Below are 19663 nucleotides of genomic sequence, written 5' to 3' on the forward strand. Positions count from 1 at the left end.
ATGGCGCGGACAATGCGCGAACGGGCCTGCCGCCCTGTGGAAAACGTTATCCACAGGGGTCGCGGTCCCACGGTGGTCCGCGGGAACGTCGAGCCATGAACAAGCACCACGAATCCAACGGGCCGACCGTCGACGACCAGCAGCAGGTCGTCCTGCGCGGGCCCGCCGAACTCGCCGACGCCCTGCCGTACATGCTGGGCTTCCACCCGACCGACTCGATCGTGCTCGTCGCGCTGCACGGCAGGCGGGGCCGCTTCGGAGGGCGGCTCCGCGTGGGCATCCCCCAGTCGCCCCGCGAGTGGCTGCCCGTCGCCCGGCACCTCGCCGAGTGCCTCGTCGAGGGCAGCGAGCGCCGCGGCGCCCGGCCCGACGGCATCGTCGTCTTCCTGTGCCGGGACCCCGAGGAAGGGGAGTCCGGGAGGGCCGTGATGGAGCGCCTGCGCCCGCTCGCCCAGTGGCTCCGGACCTCCTGCGGCGCGCTCGACGTCCCTGTCCCGGAGGCGCTGTGCATCTCCGGCGGCCGCTACTGGAGCTACTGCTGCCCGGATGCCCGCTGCTGTCCGGCGGAGGGGACGGCGACGGCGCTTCCGGGCACCTCGGTGATGGCCGCCGCCGCGGCCTACGCGGGCATCCGGGTGCGGGGCTCACTGCGGGAGATGGAGTCCCGCCTGGAGCCGCTCGGGACCCCGCCCATGGCCGACCAGGAGCGGGCCCTGGACTCCGCCGGAGCGGCCCTGCTGCCGAGGATCCTGGACGGAGGGAGCAGGGAGCAGGTCGCGTCCGAGACCCTCAGACTCGCCCGCCGGCTGATGAAGCGCCTGGGGGAGAGGGCGACGCTGGACATGGACCGGTCCTCGGCGGACGCGCGCGACGACAGGCTGATCTCCCACGCCGAGGCCGCCGCGGTGATCCTCGGACTCCAGGACCGCGACACCCGGGACCGGGCCGCCGCGTGGATGGAGGGCCCGGAGGCGCACCGTGCGCTCAGGCTGTGGCGTGCGCTCGCCCGCCGTTGCGTCGGCCCCTATGTGGAGCATGCCGCCGCTCCGCTCTCGCTGGCCGGGTGGGTGTCCTGGTCCACGGGCGACGAGCCGAGTGCGCGAGTCGCCCTCAGCCTCGCCCTGCGCGTCGATCCGGATTACGTCTTCGCCCGCCTGCTGCACCAGGCCTGCAACGACGGGCTTGATCCCGAGGACCTGCGCCGCTGCCTGCGTACACAGGCAGCGGCGCCGGAGCCGCAGCGGGCGGGGACGCCCGCGCCCGTCCCGTCCGCCGAGGCTTTCCCGGCCGGTTCCGCGGGGCCGGGGTCGGCTGCCGCCGGGTTCACGGGCAGCGTGCCCACTACTCCCGGATCGGTCGCGGAGCGGCCCGTTCCAGAGTCGGCCACCGCGGGTTCACCCTCCGCTGCGGCGCCGGCAGCGGGCCCCGCCGGAGCGGACCTTCCCGGAGCGGACTCTTCCGGAGCGGACCATGGCTCCTCCGCCTCCCGGGCCGTGACACCGGACACGGAGGGTGACGGCGTGTCGCGGATTCCCGGCCCGGTGCGACCTCCGTGCCAACGCACCGAGCAGGGGCGCCGTCCCGGGGTGCGCCCTGCTCCCGCGCACCCGGGGCCGCGGGCTCGTCCGGCAGTCCGGAAGCAGGACACGGCAGCGGGCTCCGCCGCTTCGGGCGGCACCACTGCCGCCAGGAGGCGCGCCGCCCCGCACGCCGACGGCGATGCCGCCGCACTCGACCGGACACACCCGGCAGGCCGCTCCGGTGATCACGGCACGGGAAGCGGCACGGGAAGGGGAGCGGGCGGCGGAGGGTGATCGGCCGCCCTCCCGGCGGGTGCCTGTCCGGCTGAGCGGTGACGCCGTGAAACCGGGCAGTCGGAGCCGCTCCGCAGCGACCGCCCACCGGGAGCCGCCTGGTCGCACTCCGGCCTCGTCCGGTACGGCACGGTTCCGGCCGGGGCCCGCCCAGCTCGCGGTCTCGGCTCATGACCCGCGTCCCCGGCTCCATCTCGCGTCCAGGGCTCCACCTCGCGCCGCTGCCCCGGCCCGTGCTTCGCCGCTGCCCGGTCCGCGCCTCCGTCCCCCGCCAGGCGGCGGCCCGGGCACGTGATCCGCACGGTGAGGCCCCGGCCTCCGGCCCCGCCTGGCCGCGGTCCCGCCGCGAGTTCCGTTCCTGCCGCGGAGGGGCGAGCGGACGGGTGCCGCGCCCGCACCGGCGGACCCGGTCTCCGGACGGGAGCGGGCAGGGCGAGCGCGAGCCACCAGGGCTGCGCCGCACCGGGCCCGTCGCGGGGCGGGACGTCGATACGGTGGGCGCGGAAGTCCCCGTTCCCGCCCGGAAAGGAGTGTTTATCGTCAGTGAGACGACTATGATCGCGACATGCCCTACGACCCGTCGGCCTTCCCGCCCTTCGCCGTCACCGTCGACCTGGTCGTGCTCACCGTGCGGCGCGACGCGCTGTGCGCTCTGGTCGTACGACGCGGTGAGCAGCCGTACCAGGGCCGCTGGGCGCTGCCCGGAGGATTCGTCAGGGCGGACGAGGACCTCACGGCCGCGGCGGCGCGTGAACTCGTCGAGGAGACGGGGCTCTGCGTGCACGACCCCCACTCGCCCGCGCCGGGCAACGGCGCCCATCTCGAACAGCTCGCGACCTACGGCGACCCGAAGCGTGACCCGCGCATGCGCGTGGTGAGCGTGGCGCACCTGGCACTCGCCCCGGACCTTCCGGCGCCGCGGGCCGGCGGTGACGCGAACCAGGCCCGCTGGGCGCCCGTCGGTCTGCTGCTGAGCGAGGAGGGGATCGGCCGTGACGATGACCAGTCCGGCCAGCTCGCCTTCGACCACACGCGGATCCTGGCCGACGGTGTGGAACGGGCCCGCTCCAAGATCGAGTACTCGTCGCTGGCCACGGCCTTCTGTCCGCCGGAGTTCACCGTGGGCGAGCTGCGGCGGGTGTACGAGGCGGTGTGGGGAGTCGCCCTGGATCCGCGCAACTTCCATCGCAAGGTGACCGGCACCCCCGGTTTCCTGGTGCCCACGGGCGGTACCACGACCCGTCAGGGCGGGCGCCCGGCCCAGCTCTTCAGGGCCGGCGGCGCGACCCTGCTCAATCCGCCGATGCTCCGCCCCGAGGTCTGACGCCCGCGGCGGCGGAGCTGCGGAGGCCGTGGCGGTGCCTGACACCCGGCACTCCCGGGCTGCATAGAAAGTCCGAAATGTAGCGTTATCGTGCTGCGGTATCCACACCTGCCGCGTACCCGCACTGCGGCCGAGCGGTCTCACCTCCGCAAAGGAAGCGATGCTCCAGGTCATCGGACTCACCAGCGCCTCCCGCCGGCGCCTCGCGCCTGCCGTCGACGATCTGACCTTCGAGGCGACGCCCGGCAACGTCACCGCCCTTCTCGGGGCCGGGGGTTCGGGCAAGAGCACCGCCCTGCGTCTGATGCTCGGGCTCGAGGCCGGCCGCGGCGTCGCGTACTTCCGCGGACGCCCCCTGCACGCCATGGCGTGCCCCGCCCGGGAGGTGGGCGTGCTGCTGGGTGACGTCCCGGGGCATCCCACCCGCACCGCACGGGGGCAGCTCCGCATGCTCTGCGCGGCCGCCGGAGTGCCGGTGTCGCGCGCGGACGACATGCTCGACCTCGTGGACATCGCCGCACTGCGGGACGCGCGACTCGGCTCCCTCTCGCTCGGCACGGACCGCAGACTGGGACTGGCCTCCGCGCTGTTGGGCGACCCGCACACGCTGCTGCTCGACGCCCCTTCCCGGGGACTCTCGCCGCGCGAGCACAGCTGGCTGTTCGGTCTGCTGCGCGCCCATGCCGAGCACGGAGGCACCGTCCTCTACACGACCGCGGACCCCAAGGAGGCGGCCGGGACCGCGGATCGCGTGGTCACGATCGACAACGGCCGGCTCGCCGCCGACCAGGACGCCGCCGATTTCGCCCGCACCCGGCTCCGGCCGCGCGTCGCGGTCCGCACACCGCACGCCGGAAGGCTCGCCGCGGCACTGAGCCGTGAGTCGCGGGCCGGGCGTCCCTCCGTCGAAGTCGTCACCGAGGGCCGGAACCGGCTCTCCGTCTACGGAAGCAGCTGTGCGGAGATCGGGGACGCCGCCTTTCGGTACGGCGTTCCCGTCCACCGACTCGCCGAGGAGATCGGTGACGCCGGACCCCGCCCGCCTTCCGTACCCGGGCACCTGGGCGAGGCCGCGGGCGGCACCGCCCTCGCGGGGCCGGCCGGCCCCGGCTCCGCACCCGATCCGGCCGGTTGTGCCGCCCCTCGGGCCATCGCGCGGGATGCCGCCCGGCCGGCGCCCCCGGACGGCGGCACCCTCTTCGCGGCTGCGGCCGGCCCGGAGCCCCGACCCGCGGGGCCGCAGGACCCCGGCCGCCACCCCGCCGCTCCTCGCCGGGAGGCATCTCGTGCGCCCGTCGTGCGCCGCCCGGTCACCGGCCCGGAGCGGGCCACCGGCCCGGTCACCGGCGCGGACCGGGTCGCCCCGCCACCCCGCTCCGAACCCCTCGGCCCCTGCCCGGGTCCCCGCCCTGCCTCCGACGGCCCTGAACCCCGCGACCCCGGTCGTGGTCCAGGCACCCGCGCCCGCACCCTCCCCGTCGGGGTCCTCGGCCCCGAAGCCGCCCCTCGCGGGGACCGGACCTCGGCAGTGCCCGGCCCGGACGTCCCCGGCGGCGCGAGTTCCGAGGGCCCCTGTCCCGAGGACCCCCGCCCCGGCGCCGCTCCGCGCACCGAACCCCTCCGGAGCGGCCGGGGAGTCCTGCGCGGCGGCCGGGTCGCCCCGCACTCGCAGCCCTCCCTCCGCCCCCGCCGAGGGGCAGCCCGAACCGGGCGGCCTCCGGCGCAGCCGCTCCAGCCGCTGCGGTACGAACTGCGCCGCCTCCTCGGGGTCCGCACGACGTATCTGGTCGTCGCGGCGGTTCTCCTGTCCTCGGCCGCCCTCTCCGCCCTGCTCGCCCACGCCGGCCGCACCCCGCTGCCGGGCCTCCTCGCCGCCTGGCCCGACCCGTTGCCGCTGCCTCCGGCCGCCCTGGGGGCCGGTGTGCTCGGGGCCCTCTCGTTCGGGGAGGAGTTCCGCTATCCCGCACTGGCGGCCGTCCGCGGAACCGTCCCCCGGCGACTCGGCCTGCTCCTCGCCAAGCTGGCGGTGACGGGCGCGGCCGCCCTCGTCATCGGCGGCGCCGTCGTCGTGCTCGACGCCCAGGCGCTGTGGCTCCTCCACGGATCCGACCCCGTGGCGGTTCCGCGGAACTGGCAGCCTCTCTGCCTGAGTTGGGCCGTACTCCTGGTCGGGAGCGCCTGGTCGGGCCTGCTCGCCGCGGGCACGTTCCGCCGCACGGCCGCGGGGGTGGTCGCGGTGCCGGCCGTGCCCGTGGTGGTCGTTCCCCTCGTGCAGCAGGTGCTCGCCGGTCCGTCCGGGCGCTCGCTCGCGGGATTTCCGGGCCGTCTGCGGGAGCTGACCCGGCTGGGCTGGCCGCACGAGGCGGACCGCTGGTTGCTCGCCGCGCTGCGAGCGTTCGTGCAACCCGTGGGAACGGCAATGGCGTTGTCGTTCTCTATTCTGCTCTGCTCGTACCTGCTCATCGGACTTCGCGGCAAGGCACGTTGGTGACCGAATGCGATCACAGTGCGATGGGCTGCCCGTAACTCCCCGAAGAATGACCGTTTCTTCCCGATAAGGCGTCAATTGCGGGGCGGGCGCCGATCACCCTTTCGTGTGCTTTTCACCAAAGACCTCAAGGGCTGCTGAAGGCACGCCGACAAAAGATGCGTGAGTACCCTTGCGCACACCATGATGACCGCCGCCCGCCCCGTCGAGCCCGGCCTCGCCGGCCCGGGCGATCTCGACCGATACCCCTACCCGGAGGTGCCCGGCGTCGACCGGGTCGGCCCCCCGGCCTGGGACACCGCGGAAAGCGAGTTGGGCCGGGCCGGCCGCCGTGCCGCGGGCAGCCGGGGCCGCGGGCTCCACGGTCAACTCGTCCAGCAGCTGGGCCAGATGATCGTCTCCGGGGACCTCGGGGCCGACCGTCCGCTCGTGCCGGAGGAGATCGGCCAGCGCTTCGAGGTGTCCCGCACCGTCGTCCGCGAGTCCTTGCGGGTCCTCGAGGCCAAGGGACTCGTCAGCGCCCGCCCGAACGTGGGCACCAGGGTCCGTCCGGTCAGCGACTGGAACCTGCTGGACCCCGACATCATCGAGTGGCGTGCCTTCGGGCCCCAGCGCGACGACCAGCGGCGCGAGCTGACCGAACTCCGCTGGACGATCGAGCCGCTCGCCGCCCGGCTGGCGGCCGGGCACGGCCGGGAGGACGTCCAGCAGCGCCTCACCGACATGGTGGAGATCATGAGCCACTCGCTCACACAGGGCGACGGGATCACCTTCGGTCGCGCCGACGCCGAGTTCCACTCGCTCCTGATCCAGGTCGCGGGCAACCGCATGCTGGAGCACCTGTCGGGCATCGTGGCCGCCGCCCTCCAGGTGTCCGGGGGGCCTGCCGCGGGCTGCGACCGCCCTTCCGAGGCCTCCCTGGCGCACCACGCCCGCATCGTGGACGCCCTCGCCGCCGGCGACGCGAACGGCGCCGAGTCCGCCATGCGGCAACTTCTCACCACCCACCCCGAGGTGGAGCGGGTGGTCCCGGCTCCGCGCGAGCACTGACCCGCGGCCGCGGCCGAGGTGTTCGAGGCGCACCCTCGTGTGTCGCCGGACCCCGGGGTCCGGCGACACGATCGTGGGCCCGGACACCGAGCGGCCACCCCGTTTGGCCGTTTGGTCGCGAATGGGGTGTGACTCGGGCCACGCGCAATGGGCGTAACACTCCTCGAGGCAGCGCGATGACCTAAGAGGTGACAGCCGAGGAGGGAATACGGGCGCCGGTCGCGGCGCTGTTCACTCTCCGAGGTCCAGCCCGCGCCGTCGGTACATTCCCAGCCGGCGGTCGTCGGCTCCGGCCCGATCACGGGCGGGGCCGGAAGCCGTTTCCATCGTTCCGAGAGGTTGTTCGTGTCGGCCAGCACATCCCGTACGCTCCCGCCGGAGATCGCCGAGTCCGAGTCTGTCATGGCGCTCATCGAGCGGGGAAAGGCTGATGGGCAGATCGCCGGCGACGACGTGCGTCGGGCCTTCGAGGCTGACCAGATTCCGCCAACCCAGTGGAAGAATGTTCTGCGCAGCCTCAACCAGATCCTCGAGGAAGAGGGTGTGACGCTGATGGTCAGTGCCGCGGAGTCGCCCAAGCGCACCCGCAAGAGCGTCGCAGCTAAGAGCCCGGCAAAGCGCACCGCCACCAAGACCGTCGCGGGCAGGACGGCAGCGGCCGGGACCGCCGCCTCCGCCGCTGCGGCCACCGCCGCCGACGAGGCCCCTTCGGCGGCCGCGGAGACCGCCGCGCCCGCGAAGAAGACCGCCGCGAAGAAGACCGCGGCCAAGAAGGCGGCGCCCGCGAAGAAGACCGCCGCGAAGAAGACCGCGGCCAAGAAGACGACGGCGGCCAAGAAGGACGCGGAAGAACTGCTCGAGGGCGAGGAGGCGCTCGAGGAGCCGCAGGCCGGCAAGACCGGCGGTGACGAGCCGGAGAGTGCCGAGAGCGCCGGCTTCGTGCTGTCCGACGAGGACGAGGACGACGCTCCGGCCCAGCAGGTCGCGGCGGCCGGGGCCACCGCCGACCCGGTGAAGGACTACCTGAAGCAGATCGGCAAGGTTCCCCTGCTCAACGCGGAGCAGGAGGTGGAACTGGCCAAGCGCATCGAGGCGGGCCTCTTCGCCGAGGACAAGCTGGCCAACTCCGACAAGCTCGCCCCGAAGCTCAAGCGCGAGCTGGAGATCATCGCCGAGGACGGCCGCCGCGCCAAGAACCACCTGCTGGAGGCCAACCTCCGCCTGGTCGTGTCGCTCGCCAAGCGCTACACCGGCCGCGGCATGCTCTTCCTGGACCTGATCCAGGAGGGCAACCTCGGTCTGATCCGCGCCGTGGAGAAGTTCGACTACACCAAGGGCTACAAGTTCTCCACGTACGCCACCTGGTGGATCCGTCAGGCGATCACCCGCGCCATGGCCGACCAGGCCCGCACCATCCGCATCCCGGTGCACATGGTCGAGGTCATCAACAAGCTCGCGCGTGTGCAGCGCCAGATGCTCCAGGACCTGGGCCGCGAGCCCACCCCGGAGGAGCTGGCCAAGGAACTCGACATGACCCCGGAGAAGGTCATCGAGGTCCAGAAGTACGGTCGCGAGCCGATCTCGCTGCACACCCCGCTGGGTGAGGACGGCGACAGCGAGTTCGGTGACCTGATCGAGGACTCCGAGGCCGTCGTCCCGGCGGACGCCGTCAGCTTCACGCTCCTCCAGGAGCAGCTGCACTCGGTGCTCGACACGCTCTCCGAGCGCGAGGCGGGCGTGGTCTCCATGCGCTTCGGTCTCACCGACGGTCAGCCCAAGACGCTCGACGAGATCGGCAAGGTCTACGGCGTGACCCGCGAGCGAATCCGCCAGATCGAGTCCAAGACCATGTCCAAGCTCCGCCACCCGTCCCGGTCCCAGGTCCTGCGCGACTACCTGGACTAGGCAGCCGCGTCCCGGCTCGGGGCCGGGGTGTCGCGGGAGTGGCCCCGTCCGCCCGCAGGGCGGGGTCGGCGGCGTCCGGTGCGTGCGCCCGCAGGGCCGGCGGGCCGTCCTCACAGTGGACGTGCTCGGAGAATCCCACAACGCGGCGCCCGGGCCGCTCCCGTGCCCGCGGGGCTGCTGGGAAGTGCGTGTGCCGGGCGTCGCGGGCCGGGAGGGACCCTCGCAGCCCGTCCCGGCCGAGCGGGGCCGAAGACCGGAGCCGCAGTCGTCCGGCAGCGGGCCCGGCACACCCGCAACGACGGTGTGCCGGGCCCGCTGCCCGTCCGCGTCCCGGACGCCGTGGGTGAACCGGCCTCCGGGACCGTGTCGTTCTCGCCGCCCCGGCCGTCGCACGTGCCCGGCCCCTCGGCAGCCGATCCGCCGGAGGGCGCCGGCACACCGCTCTCGCGGGGTGCGAACCGTGCCCCGCTGTCTGACGCTGAGTGTACGGAGAGCCCCGGAGAGTCAGGAGAGCGCATGCGACGTCCCATCATCCGACCCCTGCCGGCGGCTTTGGCCCTGGCCTCCGCGGTGGCTCTGACGCCGCTGGCCGCCCAGGCTCCGGCGGCGGCCGACAGCGTGATCATCGGAGGCGCGGCGGTGCGCTCCTCGGAGATCCCCTGGGTCGTCGCCCTGTCCAGCCGTGACCGGTTCGGGGGTACCAGGGCCGGTCAGTTCTGCGGTGGCGTGGTGGTGGCCCCCACCCAGGTGCTCACCGCGGCCCACTGCCTCAGCCGAGAGGTGCTGGGGGCGACGGTGAGCGAGGTGCGGGACCTCCGGGTGATCGCGGGGCGTGAGGACCTTCGCGGGTCCGGTGGCCGGGAGATCCCGGTGCGACGGGTCCGGCTCGCGCCCGGGTACGACCCCGCGACCAGTTCCGCGGATCTGGCCGTGCTCACGCTGGGAGCCGCGCTGCCAGCGCGCCACGCCATCGCGACGGCCCGCCGGGGTGACGAGGCCTATCGGCCGGGTACCCCGGCGACGGTCTACGGCTGGGGCGACACGACGGGGATCGGGACCTACGCCAGTACGCTGCACGCCGCGCGGGTGCAGGTGCAGCCGGACTCGGTGTGTGCGCGGGCGTATCCCGGAAGCGTGACGGGGAGCCGCTACCAGCCGGCGACCATGATGTGCGCCGGTGACGCCAGGGGCGGTCACGACGCCTGCCAGGGCGACAGCGGCGGCCCGCTGGTGGCGCGGGGCCGGCTGATCGGGATCGTCTCCTGGGGCAGCGGCTGCGGCCGGGCGGACTCTCCGGGCGTCTACACCCGGGTCGGCGAGGTGCTGCCCACGGTGGCCGGTCGGCGCTGAGCCGACCGCCGGGGCGCCTCCGGCCGGCGCCGGGCCCGCACGTCCGGCGAACCGGACTCCGCTGGCCGGGCTCGGGTCCTGTCTGGTGTCACCGTGCGTGCGCACCGTGCCACCGGGCGGCGGGGCGACCGGAACGGGCGGCCGCCCCCTCGGAGGGGGCGGCCGCCCGTTCCGGTCCTGGGCCGGCCCATGGCTCGTCGTGTGATGAGAGATCAGCGCTCGTCGTCTCCGGCGCTGGCCGGTACGGCCGTCAGGCGGTCCGTCTCATCCTGTATCTCAGCGGCGATCTTCTTGAGTTCCGGCTCGAACTTGCGCCCGTGGTGGGCACAGAAGAGCAGCTCACCGCCGCTTGTCAGGACGACGCGCAGGTACGCCTGGGCGCCGCAGCGGTCGCAGCGGTCAGCGGCCGTCAGCGGGCTCGCGGGGGTCAGAACAGTAGTCACGTCGCCTCTTCTCTAGCTCGACGAGCTGTCGTACCAGGGTCAACATCCAACCAGGCCGAAAACGTTCCCGCTCGTGCCTTTCCCCTGAAACTTCTTCGTCAAGGTGGCTGTCTGCTGCCGGTTGGCGGCGAATGTGCCGTATTGCTTGGCTCTACGGTTTCGCTTGGTTTCTCTGGGCCTCGGGTCCTCGCCGACTGGGTTGCCGGTTGTTCATGAGGACGTGCCCGGAGCCTAAATGGTTCATGCCTGGAAGGGAACGTGATGTGCACGTCACTCCATCGAGGTATCGAACGCGTATGCGACTCTGGACTAGCATGTTGAATCACGAGGGTGGCGTGACATCGGCTCTACCAGGCCTCGGTACCCTCTGACGGTCGACCGACGCCGGCCGCTTCCCCCACACGGCCACCATCCGAATTCAGCGAGGAGCGAACCGCGTGACCGCCGAGACGTCCGTGCCGTCCAGTGCGCTGCTGACCGCAGACCGTGACGGTTCCAACTACACCGCGCGGCACCTGCTCGTCCTCGAGGGGCTCGAGGCGGTGCGCAAGCGGCCGGGCATGTACATCGGCTCCACGGACAGCCGGGGCCTGATGCACTGCCTGTGGGAGATCATCGACAACTCGGTGGACGAGGCCCTCGGGGGCCACTGCGACCACATCGAGGTCATCCTCCACGACGACGGCTCCGTCGAGGTCCGCGACAACGGCCGCGGCATCCCCGTCGACGTGGAGCCCAAGACGGGGCTGTCCGGTGTCGAGGTCGTCATGACCAAGCTGCACGCCGGCGGAAAGTTCGGCGGCGGCTCGTACGCGGCCTCCGGCGGTCTGCACGGTGTGGGAGCCTCCGTCGTCAACGCGCTCTCCGCCCGCCTCGACGTCGAGGTCGACCGGGGCGGCGCGACCCACTCGATCAGCTTCCGCAGGGGTGTTCCCGGCATCTTCACCGAGTCCGGCCCGGACGCGCCTTTCGACCCGGCCGGCGGTCTGATCAAGGGCAGGCGAGTGCCCAGGACCCGCACCGGCACCCGGGTCCGCTACTGGGCGGACCGCCAGATCTTCCTCAAGGACGCCCGGCTCCAGTTGGAGACGCTCCACCAGCGCGCCCGCCAGACGGCGTTCCTCGTGCCCGGCCTCACCATCGTGGTCCGCGACGAGCGCGATCTCGAGGGCGAGGGCAAGTCGCAGGAGATCTTCCGTTTCGACGGCGGGATCAGCGAGTTCTGCGAGTTCCTCGCCCAGGACAAGGCGGTCTGCGACGTCCTGCGGCTGAGCGGCCACGGTACGTTCAAGGAGACCGTCCCCGTCCTCGACGAACGCGGCCATATGACGCCCACCGAGGTCACCCGGGAACTCGGCGTCGACATCGCGCTCCGCTGGGGCACCGGTTACGACACGGCGGTCAGGTCGTTCGTGAACATCATCGCCACCCCCAAGGGCGGCACCCACGTCACCGGCTTCGAGCGCTCCGTCACCAAGACGGTCAACGAGGTGCTCCGCTCCGCGAAGCTGCTGCGCGTCGCCGAGGACGACATCGTCAAGGACGACGCCCTCGAGGGGCTGACCGCCGTGGTCACCGTCCGGCTCGCCGAGCCCCAGTTCGAGGGGCAGACCAAGGAGGTCCTCGGCACCTCCGCGGCCAACCGCATCGTCGCCAACGTGGTCGCCAAGGAGCTCAAGGCGTTCCTGACCTCGACCAAGCGGGACGCCAAGGCGCAGGCACGGGCCGTCCTGGAGAAAGCGGTCGCCGCCGCGCGCACCCGGATCGCCGCCCGCCAGCACAAGGAGGCGCAACGGCGCAAGACGGCCCTGGAGTCGTCCTCGCTGCCGGCCAAGCTCGCGGACTGCCGCAGCGACGACGTCGAGCGCAGTGAACTCTTCATCGTCGAGGGCGACTCCGCGCTCGGCACGGCCAAACTCGCCCGCAACTCGGAGTTCCAGGCGCTGCTGCCGATCCGGGGCAAGATCCTCAACGTGCAGAAGTCGTCGGTCTCCGACATGCTCAAGAACGCCGAGTGCGGCTCGATCATCCAGGTCATAGGGGCGGGCTCGGGACGCACCTTCGACATCGACGCGGCCCGCTACGGCAAGATCGTTCTGCTGGTGGACGCCGATGTGGACGGCGCGCACATCCGCTGCCTGCTGCTCACACTCTTCCAGCGCTACATGCGGCCGATGGTCGAGGCCGGCCGGGTCTTCGCGGCCGTGCCGCCGCTGCACCGGATCGAACTGGTCCAGCCCAGGAAGGGCCAGGACAAGTACGTGTACACGTACTCGGACAACGAACTCCGCTCCACGCTGCTGGAGTTCCAGCGCAAGGGCGTCCGCTTCAAGGACTCGATCCAGCGCTACAAGGGCCTCGGCGAGATGGACGCCGACCAGCTCGCGGAGACCACGATGGACCCGCGCCACCGCACGCTGCGCCGGATCAACATCGGGGATCTGGAGGCGGCGGAGCAGATCTTCGACCTGCTGATGGGGAACGAGGTCGCACCGCGCAAGGAGTTCATCACCAGCTCCGCGGCGACCCTGGACCGTTCGCGTATCGACGCCTGACGCGAGGGCGGACCCGGGCGTCTCGGTCCCCGGGCCGACCAGGTCCGGCCGGGTCCTCCGCGACCGCGGGCGGAGTGTGAGCCTCCGTCACCTGATGGAGTGAAGAGCTTGAGAGAGGAGTCCGGGATCCCCCCGTTCTGTCCATCCTTGGGCACGCGGCCGCAACGGTTCGCTGACAAGGAGAACTGAGCGTGGAGAAGCAGCAAGACCGGGACGACGGCGCGGTCCGCATCAACGACCCGTGGTACGACGCGCTGGCCGCCGGCTGGGGCGAGCCGGGCGGCGCGGACGACTCCGTTCCCCTGGCGACGCCGGCCGCGGTGGCGGGCGGGCCCGGACCCCGGACGAGCGACATCTACCTGGAGGTGCACCGCAGCGCGGCCTTTCAGGAGGTCCGCAGCCGCTATCGGCGGTTCGTCGTACCGGCGACCACTGCCTTCTTCATCTGGTACGTGGCGTATGTGATCACGGCCACCGCGGCACCCGCGCTGATGGCCCGGCAGGTGATCGGCGCCGTCAACGTGGCGATGGTGGCCGGGCTCGGTCAGTTCCTCAGCACCTTCCTGCTGACCTGGGCGTACGCCAGGCACGCCCGGCTGCGCAGGGACCGTGCCGCACTCGATCTCCGCTGGGCGGTCTTCGACCGCACACGCGACACGGAACCGGAACCGGGTGAGGAGGGCTCGTGGGCGGCTCCCCCCGGCTTCCCGGGCCCCCGGCACTCCGGCACGTGGGAGGAGGGGCGGTGACGGGCGATCACCAGCTGCTGGCCCTCGTGCTGTTCAGCGCGTTCATCGCGGTGACCCTGGCCATCACCACCTGGGTGAGTCGCAACCGGCGCGGCTCGGCCGAGGAGTTCTACGCCGGCGGGCGGCTGTTCTCCCCGATGGAGAACGGCTTCGCGATCGCGGGCGACTACATGTCGGCGGCCTCGTTCCTCGGCATCTCCGGCCTGATCGCACTGTACGGCTACGACGGCATGCTCTACTCCGTGGGCTTTCTCGTCGCCTGGCTGGTCGTGCTGTTCCTGGTGGCCGAACTGGTCCGCAACTGCGGTCGCTTCACGCTCGCCGACGTCGTCGCCAGCCGGATGAGCGAGCGTCCGGTCCGCATCGCGTCGGGAACCTCCTCGGTCACCGTTTCCGTCCTCTACCTCGTCGCGCAGATGGTGGGTGCCGGCAGCCTGGTCGCCCTGCTCCTCGGAGGGACGAGCGACTCCGCGCGCTCGTGGACCGTCGTCGGCGTCGGCGCGCTGATGGTGGTCTACGTGTCGATGGGAGGGATGAGGGCCACCACCTGGATCCAGATCGTCAAGGCCGTACTGCTGATGGCCGGCGCCACCGCCCTCACCGTGCTCGTCCTGGCCCGCTTCCACGGCGATGTCAACGGAATGCTCGACTCCGCCGCCGCCCAGAGCGGACACGGCAAGGACTTCCTGTCGCCGGGGCTGCGCTACGGCACGGACTGGACCGCGCGTCTCGACTTCATCAGCCTCGGCCTCGCCCTGGTGCTCGGTACCGCCGGGCTGCCGCACATCCTGTCCCGCTTCTACACCGTTCCCACGGCCCGGGCGGCCCGCCGCTCGGTCGTCTGGTCCATCGGGCTCATCGGCAGCTTCTACCTGATGACGATCGTGCTCGGGTTCGGCGCGGCCGCCATCCTCGGCAGCGACGCGGTGCGCTCGTCGAACGCCGCGGGAAACACGGCGGTCCCGCTGCTCGCCCTCGACCTCGGCGGTGGGGCGGGTTCCACCGGGGGCACGGTGCTGTTCGCCGTCGTCGCGGCGGTCGCGTTCGCGACGATCCTCGCCGTCGTGGCCGGCATCACCCTGGCGTCGTCGGCGTCCGTCGCCCACGACCTGTACGCGTCGCTGAAGAGGCGTCACAGCAGGGGGTACAGCGAGGTCGCGGTCGCACGCGTCGCCGCCGCGGTCATCGGCGCGGCCGCCATCGCGCTCGGCCTGCTCGCCCGCGACCTCAACGTGGCGTTCCTGGTGGGCCTCGCCTTCGCCGTCGCCGCGTCGGCGAACCTCCCGGTGCTGCTCTACTCGCTGTTCTGGCGCGACTTCACCACCCGGGGCGCCGTGTGGTCGGTGTACGGCGGCCTCGTTCCGGCGGTGCTGCTCGTGCTCCTCTCACCCGTGGTGTCGGGCAGCCCCGGGGCGCTGTTCCCCCACCTGGACTTCCAGTGCTTCCCGCTGCAGAACCCCGGCCTCGTCTCCATTCCGCTCGGCTTCCTCGCGGGCTGGCTCGGCACCGCCACATCCGCGGAGGAACCGAACGAGGCCAGGCACGCGGAGACGGAGGTCCGGGCGCTGACGGGAGCGGGCGCCGTCTGATGAGCCGGGGGGCGGCCCCCCCGGCCGCCGCCCCCGTGACGGCACGGTCCCCGCCGTCGCCGCGGACGAGGGACCTCGGCAGTGCCTCGGGCCCGTCAGCCCTCCCACCGCATCCGCCGCCGTCAGGAGCCTTCCGGTCCCGGGTCGGCCGGCGCCTCGGGCAGGACGACGGCGAACTCCGCGCCCCCGCCGCATCACCGCGGGGGCGATGCGGCGGGAGAACCGGACGAACCGGGTGCGCCGGTCGTTCTGCCCCGTGGCTGCCTCGCGTCTGCCCCGTGGCTGCCCAGCGCATGACGCGCCGGCTCGCCGTTCGCCGGTTCGCCGGTTCACCGAGGGCGTGAACGCGCTGGGGGACCGGCCGGGAGGCGGTCGCCCGGGCCCGCAGCGGTATGCCCGGGGTCTCCGCTATCCCGGCCGGCCGTGCGGTGGTGCCGGCCGCTGTGGGTTGGTGTGGGCTGGTGTCGGCTGCTGCCGGCCGAGCGCAGGGACCGGTCGTCAGCGGTGCTCGCCTCGCCTGTCCGCTCGCCCTGCCTGTCCGCTCGCCATGCCCGTCCGCTCGGCCCGCCCGTCCGCTCGCCTCGGCGGCGCGGACTCGGAGCGCGCGGCCCGGACATCGGGAGTGCGGTCCGGCGCCGACCGGTAGCGGATCGCCGTCGCAGGGCCCGGGCCGGCGGCCGGTCATGGCGCGGGGCGGGGCGGCCGCGGCCCGTTGTACCGGCCGCTCGGCCGCATGCGCAGCGGCCTTTCCTCGTACTCCTCCAGGGCGTGGGCGATCCAGCCGGCCGTGCGGGCCACCGCGAACACCGTCTCCCCGGCCTCGGGGGCCATGCCCGCCGACACCGACAGCGCCGCGAGCGCCAGATCGACGTTGGAGTGCAGCTCCTCCTGCCGGGCGGCGGTCGCCTCGACCTCCCGGGCGGCCTCCAGCGCGGGCCGGGCGTCCGGGATCCCCGCCAGCGCGCCGAACAGCGCCTCGGCACGCGGGTCCTGTGCCGGGTAGAGGCGGTGGCCGAGCCCGGGTACCCGGCGCCCCGCCCGCAGATGGTCGGCGACGACCGGGGCCGCGCTGCCGCGCTCCAGCACCTCGGCGAGCATCCGGTGGGCGAGCCCGCTGGCCGCTCCGTGCAGAGGCCCGTCCAGCGCGCCGAGTCCGGCCGAGACGACGGCGTAGGGGTGTGCGCGGGCCGAGGCCGCGACCCGTACCGCCAGGGTCGAGGCGGCGAGATCATGGTCGATCAGCAGGGCGAGGGCCATGTCGAGGGCGCGCAGCGGGGCTTCGTCCGCCGGCCGCGCGGTCAGTCGCGACCAGAGGCGCGGGGCGAGCCCGTCCTCACCGCGGTGGGCGGTGGCCACCGGCAGGGCGGCGGCCACCGGCAGGGCGTCGACCAGCGTGGGGATGAGCGTGCGCCCGACACCGGTCACCGCGGAGGGGTCGAGGTCGAAGCGGAGCGGGTCGGCCGCGGCCGCGGCGATGGCGGCCACCCGCAGCCGGTCCACCGGGCCGCTGTGCGGGGGGAGTGCCCCGACCGCCCGGCGGGCCGCGTCGAGGAGCCCCGGCGGGGCGGTGAACCGCACGCCTTGTTCCAGGGTGCCGGTCCAGAGCCAGTCGGCGATCTCCTCGTAGTGGTACCGGCGGGCGAGTTCGGTCGCGTCGACCCCGCGGAAGTAGTAGCCGTCCTTGTCGATGAGCGTGATGCCGGTGCGGACCACGGGTGTGCCCTCGCCTCCGGCCCCGGCCTGCCGGCGGCCGCGGCTGAGCAGCTCGTCCACCTCCCTGGCGTCGAAGGTGCTTCCGCGCCCGCCCGGATCCCGGCGGCTGCCGAGCTGACCGCGGCTGACGTACGCGTACACCGTCTCGGGTTTCACCCCGAGGCGTTCCGCGGCCTCGCGCGTGGTGAGCCGGCTTCCGTCCGCGCCCTGGTCCCGATCCGTCATGAGGACACCGTACACAGTCAGGCATGTATTGACTCAATCAATATTGACACTGATTGAGTCAAGCATGGACAGTCGAGTCAATCGAGGAAGGACCCATCATGCACAGCACCAACGGCCCGACCCTGTCCCCGGACGTACCGCGCGGCCTCGCCGGCGTCGTCGTCACCGACACCGAACTCGGCGACGTCCGGGGGCGGGAGGGCTTCTACCACTACCGCCAGTACTCCGCCGTGGAGCTCGCGGAGAGCCGCGGTTTCGAGGACGTCTGGCATCTGATGTTCCACGGCCGGCTGCCGGACGCCGCCGAGCGCGGCGCGTTCCTCGCCGAGACCGCCCCGCTGCGCCGCCTGCCCGACGCGGTGCGCGCCGCACTGCCGGGCGTCGCAAGGACCTGCGCGCCCTCCGGACCGCTGGCCGGGCTGCGCTCGGCCCTGTCCCTGCTGGGGGCGTCGGCGGGGTTCCGGCCGGTGTACGACCTGGGGCCCGAGGAGCGCCGCGCGGACGCGCTCGCGGCCTGCTCCGCCGTGCCGACCCTGCTCGCCGCCCTGCACCGGCTGGGCCGGGGCCTGGAGCCGGTGGAACCCCGGGAGGACCTGCCGCACGCCGCCAACTATCTGTACATGCTGACCGGTTCGGAGCCCGACCCGGCCCGCGCGCGGGCCGTGGAACGCTATCTCGTCTCCACCGTCGACCACGGGTTCAACGCCTCCACCTTCACCGCACGGGTGATCGCCTCCACCGGAGCCGATGTCGCAGCCTGTCTGGTGGGGGCGGTCGGCGCACTGTCGGGGCCGCTGCACGGCGGCGCCCCCAGCCGTGCCCTGGACACGCTCGACGCGATCGGAACCCCGGACCGCGCCGACGCCTGGATCAGGGAGCGCGTCCTCGCCGGGGAGCGGATCATGGGCTTCGGGCACCCCGTCTACCGCACCGAGGACCCCCGCTCCCGCATGCTGCGCTCCGTCGCGGAGGACTTCGGCGGCCCGCTGGTCGAACTCGCCGTCGAGGTCGAGGCGCGGGTCGAGGCGCTTCTGGCGGAGCTGAAGCCGGGCCGGGAACTACGGACCAACGTCGAGTTCTACGCCGGGGTCGTCATGGAGCTGTGCGGACTGCCGCGGGAGATGTTCACCCCCACGTTCTGCGCGGCGCGGGTGGTCGGCTGGAGCGCCAACATCCTGGAGCAGGCCCGGGATTCGAAGATCATCCGACCCGCCGCGCGCTATGTCGGGCCCAGGCCGCCGCAGCCGCTGCCGGAGGCCTGCTGAACGGCCCGTACGGCCCTGCCCGTGTCCCGGCCCCATATCCTGGGGTCCGAAGCACGAGCAGCCCAGGAGGTCCCGCCTTGAGCAGTCCGCAGATCCCCGTCGTCGTCCTGGCGGGCTTCCTGGGATCGGGCAAGACCACCCTGCTCAACCATCTGCTGCGGGCCGGCCGCGGGACCCGGATCGGCGCCATCGTCAACGACTTCGGGGCGATCGAGATCGACGCCATGACCGTGGCCGGGCAGCTCGGCGACTCCACCGTGTCCCTCGGCAACGGCTGTCTGTGCTGCGCGGTCGACACGAGCGAACTGGACGTCTTCCTGGACAAGCTCACCCGGCCGGCCGCCCGCCTCGATGTGATCGTCATCGAGGCGAGCGGACTCGCCGAGCCCCGGGAGCTGGTCCGGATGGTTCTCGCCAGCGAGAACGAGCGGATCGTCTACGGCGGCCTCGTCGAGGTCGTCGACGCCTCCGAGTTCGACGCGACCCGGCAGCGGCACCCCGAACTCGAACGGCATCTGGGCATCGCCGATCTGGTCGTGGTCAACAAGACGGACCGGGTCGGTGCCGGGGAGCGGCAGCGCCTGGTCGAGCGGATCACCCGGCTCGCCGGCGGGGCCGCGGTGATCGAGGCGAGCCACGGGCGCGTCGACCCGGAGCTGCTCTTCGACTGCCGCCCTCCCGGTGAGCGGGTGGGCCAGCTGTCCTTCGACGACCTCCACGACCACCACCACGAGTGCGGCGAGGACGGAGAGGACGGCGAGGACGGCGGCGGTCATCACGACCATCTGCACGCGGCCTACGAGACCGTGTCGTTCGAGGCCGCCGAACCGCTCCACCCGCGCAGACTGCTGGACTTCCTCGACGCGCGGCCCGAAGGGCTGTACCGGATCAAGGGGTTCGTGGACTTCGGCGAGGCCGATCCGCTCAACCGCTACGAGGTCCACGCGGTCGGCCGCTTCCTGCGGTTCCACCCGCAGCCCTGGCCCGCCGACGGCACCGGGAAGGGCACCCGGCTCGTGCTCATCGGCTCGGGCACCGACACCGCGACCCTGCTCGCCCGGCTCGGTGCCGCCAGGGTCGCCGGCCCGGGCGACCGCCCGGAGGAGCACAGCATGTGGGGCGTGCTGCGTCATGTGCCCGAGCGGCGCGACACCGCAGGGGACGAGGCCTGGGTCTGAACGCCGCTGTCGGCG

Annotated in this window: 13 protein-coding genes; 11 read left to right on the top strand and 2 right to left on the bottom strand. The window is 73.0% G+C overall.

Annotation, left to right across the window (positions count from 1 at the left end; genetic code table 11):
• The first annotated feature begins 95 nt into the window (after positions 1 to 95).
• From DDQ41_RS24495 to DDQ41_RS24520, 6 genes are all read left to right on the top strand, one after another.
• A complete protein-coding gene (locus tag DDQ41_RS24495) occupies positions 96 to 1814 on the top strand; it encodes a DUF4192 domain-containing protein (RefSeq protein ID WP_109296410.1) in 1719 nt (572 codons plus the stop codon).
• A gap of 565 nt (positions 1815 to 2379) precedes the next feature.
• Entirely contained in the window at positions 2380 to 3138 is a 759-nt protein-coding gene (locus DDQ41_RS24500) for an NUDIX hydrolase (RefSeq protein WP_109296411.1), read from the top strand.
• A gap of 160 nt (positions 3139 to 3298) precedes the next feature.
• Positions 3299 to 5629 carry an ATP-binding cassette domain-containing protein gene (locus tag DDQ41_RS24505; protein ID WP_109296412.1) on the top strand — a complete coding sequence of 777 codons (2331 nt, stop codon included), beginning with the start codon at positions 3299 to 3301 and terminating at the stop codon, positions 5627 to 5629.
• 159 nt (positions 5630 to 5788) lie between these two features.
• Positions 5789 to 6676 carry a FadR/GntR family transcriptional regulator gene (locus DDQ41_RS24510; protein WP_109296413.1) on the top strand — a complete coding sequence of 296 codons (888 nt, stop codon included), beginning with the start codon at positions 5789 to 5791 and terminating at the stop codon, positions 6674 to 6676.
• Between the two features lie 339 nt (positions 6677 to 7015).
• Complete coding sequence (locus DDQ41_RS24515) at positions 7016 to 8581, top strand: RNA polymerase sigma factor (protein WP_262508554.1); 1566 nt, start codon at positions 7016 to 7018, stop codon at positions 8579 to 8581.
• Between the two features lie 516 nt (positions 8582 to 9097).
• On the top strand, positions 9098 to 9931 hold the full coding sequence (locus DDQ41_RS24520) for a S1 family serine peptidase (protein WP_109296414.1): 834 nt from the start codon (positions 9098 to 9100) through the stop codon (positions 9929 to 9931).
• Between the two features lie 212 nt (positions 9932 to 10143).
• Here the strand turns inward: DDQ41_RS24520 and DDQ41_RS24525 are convergent, their stop codons facing one another.
• Complete coding sequence (locus DDQ41_RS24525) at positions 10144 to 10374, bottom strand: DUF7455 domain-containing protein (RefSeq protein ID WP_017949380.1); 231 nt, start codon at positions 10372 to 10374, stop codon at positions 10144 to 10146.
• A 437-nt stretch (positions 10375 to 10811) separates the two neighbouring features.
• Between DDQ41_RS24525 and DDQ41_RS24530 the strand changes: the two genes are divergently transcribed.
• From DDQ41_RS24530 to DDQ41_RS24540, 3 genes are all read left to right on the top strand, one after another.
• Positions 10812 to 12929 carry a DNA gyrase/topoisomerase IV subunit B gene (locus tag DDQ41_RS24530; protein ID WP_109296415.1) on the top strand — a complete coding sequence of 706 codons (2118 nt, stop codon included), beginning with the start codon at positions 10812 to 10814 and terminating at the stop codon, positions 12927 to 12929.
• 191 nt (positions 12930 to 13120) lie between these two features.
• Positions 13121 to 13678: a DUF485 domain-containing protein gene (locus DDQ41_RS24535; protein WP_167450278.1), complete on the top strand. Its 558-nt coding sequence runs from the start codon at positions 13121 to 13123 to the stop codon at positions 13676 to 13678.
• Positions 13675 to 15267: a solute symporter family protein gene (locus DDQ41_RS24540; protein WP_109297926.1), complete on the top strand. Its 1593-nt coding sequence runs from the start codon at positions 13675 to 13677 to the stop codon at positions 15265 to 15267. The genes DDQ41_RS24535 and DDQ41_RS24540 overlap by 4 nt, the downstream gene beginning before the upstream one ends.
• A gap of 681 nt (positions 15268 to 15948) precedes the next feature.
• Here DDQ41_RS24540 and DDQ41_RS24545 read toward each other — a convergent pair.
• The gene (locus DDQ41_RS24545; protein ID WP_109297927.1) at positions 15949 to 17205 is read right to left on the bottom strand and encodes a citrate synthase; all 1257 of its coding nucleotides are present in this window, start codon (positions 17203 to 17205) and stop codon (positions 15949 to 15951) included.
• 98 nt (positions 17206 to 17303) lie between these two features.
• Here DDQ41_RS24545 and DDQ41_RS24550 point away from each other — a divergent pair, with 98 nt between their 5' ends.
• Both DDQ41_RS24550 and DDQ41_RS24555 read left to right on the top strand, forming a co-directional pair.
• The gene (locus tag DDQ41_RS24550; protein WP_109296416.1) at positions 17304 to 18470 is read left to right on the top strand and encodes a citrate synthase/methylcitrate synthase; all 1167 of its coding nucleotides are present in this window, start codon (positions 17304 to 17306) and stop codon (positions 18468 to 18470) included.
• A gap of 77 nt (positions 18471 to 18547) precedes the next feature.
• On the top strand, positions 18548 to 19648 hold the full coding sequence (locus DDQ41_RS24555; protein WP_109296417.1) for a CobW family GTP-binding protein: 1101 nt from the start codon (positions 18548 to 18550) through the stop codon (positions 19646 to 19648).
• The last annotated feature ends 15 nt before the right edge of the window (positions 19649 to 19663 follow it).

The sequence above is a fragment of the Streptomyces spongiicola genome, assembly GCF_003122365.1.
Lineage (GTDB): Bacteria > Actinomycetota > Actinomycetes > Streptomycetales > Streptomycetaceae > Streptomyces > Streptomyces spongiicola.

Excerpts from the sequence above, each read along its gene's own strand:
- DDQ41_RS24500 (WP_109296411.1), top strand. The coding sequence starts at position 2,380 with ATGCCCTACGACCCGTCGGCCTTCCCGCCCTTCGCCGTCACCGTCGAC.
- DDQ41_RS24505 (WP_109296412.1), top strand. The coding sequence starts at position 3,299 with ATGCTCCAGGTCATCGGACTCACCAGCGCCTCCCGCCGGCGCCTCGCG.
- DDQ41_RS24545 (WP_109297927.1), bottom strand. The coding sequence starts at position 17,205 with ATGACGGATCGGGACCAGGGCGCGGACGGAAGCCGGCTCACCACGCGC.
- DDQ41_RS24550 (WP_109296416.1), top strand. The coding sequence starts at position 17,304 with ATGCACAGCACCAACGGCCCGACCCTGTCCCCGGACGTACCGCGCGGC.
- DDQ41_RS24495 (WP_109296410.1), top strand. The coding sequence starts at position 96 with ATGAACAAGCACCACGAATCCAACGGGCCGACCGTCGACGACCAGCAG.
- DDQ41_RS24520 (WP_109296414.1), top strand. The coding sequence starts at position 9,098 with ATGCGACGTCCCATCATCCGACCCCTGCCGGCGGCTTTGGCCCTGGCC.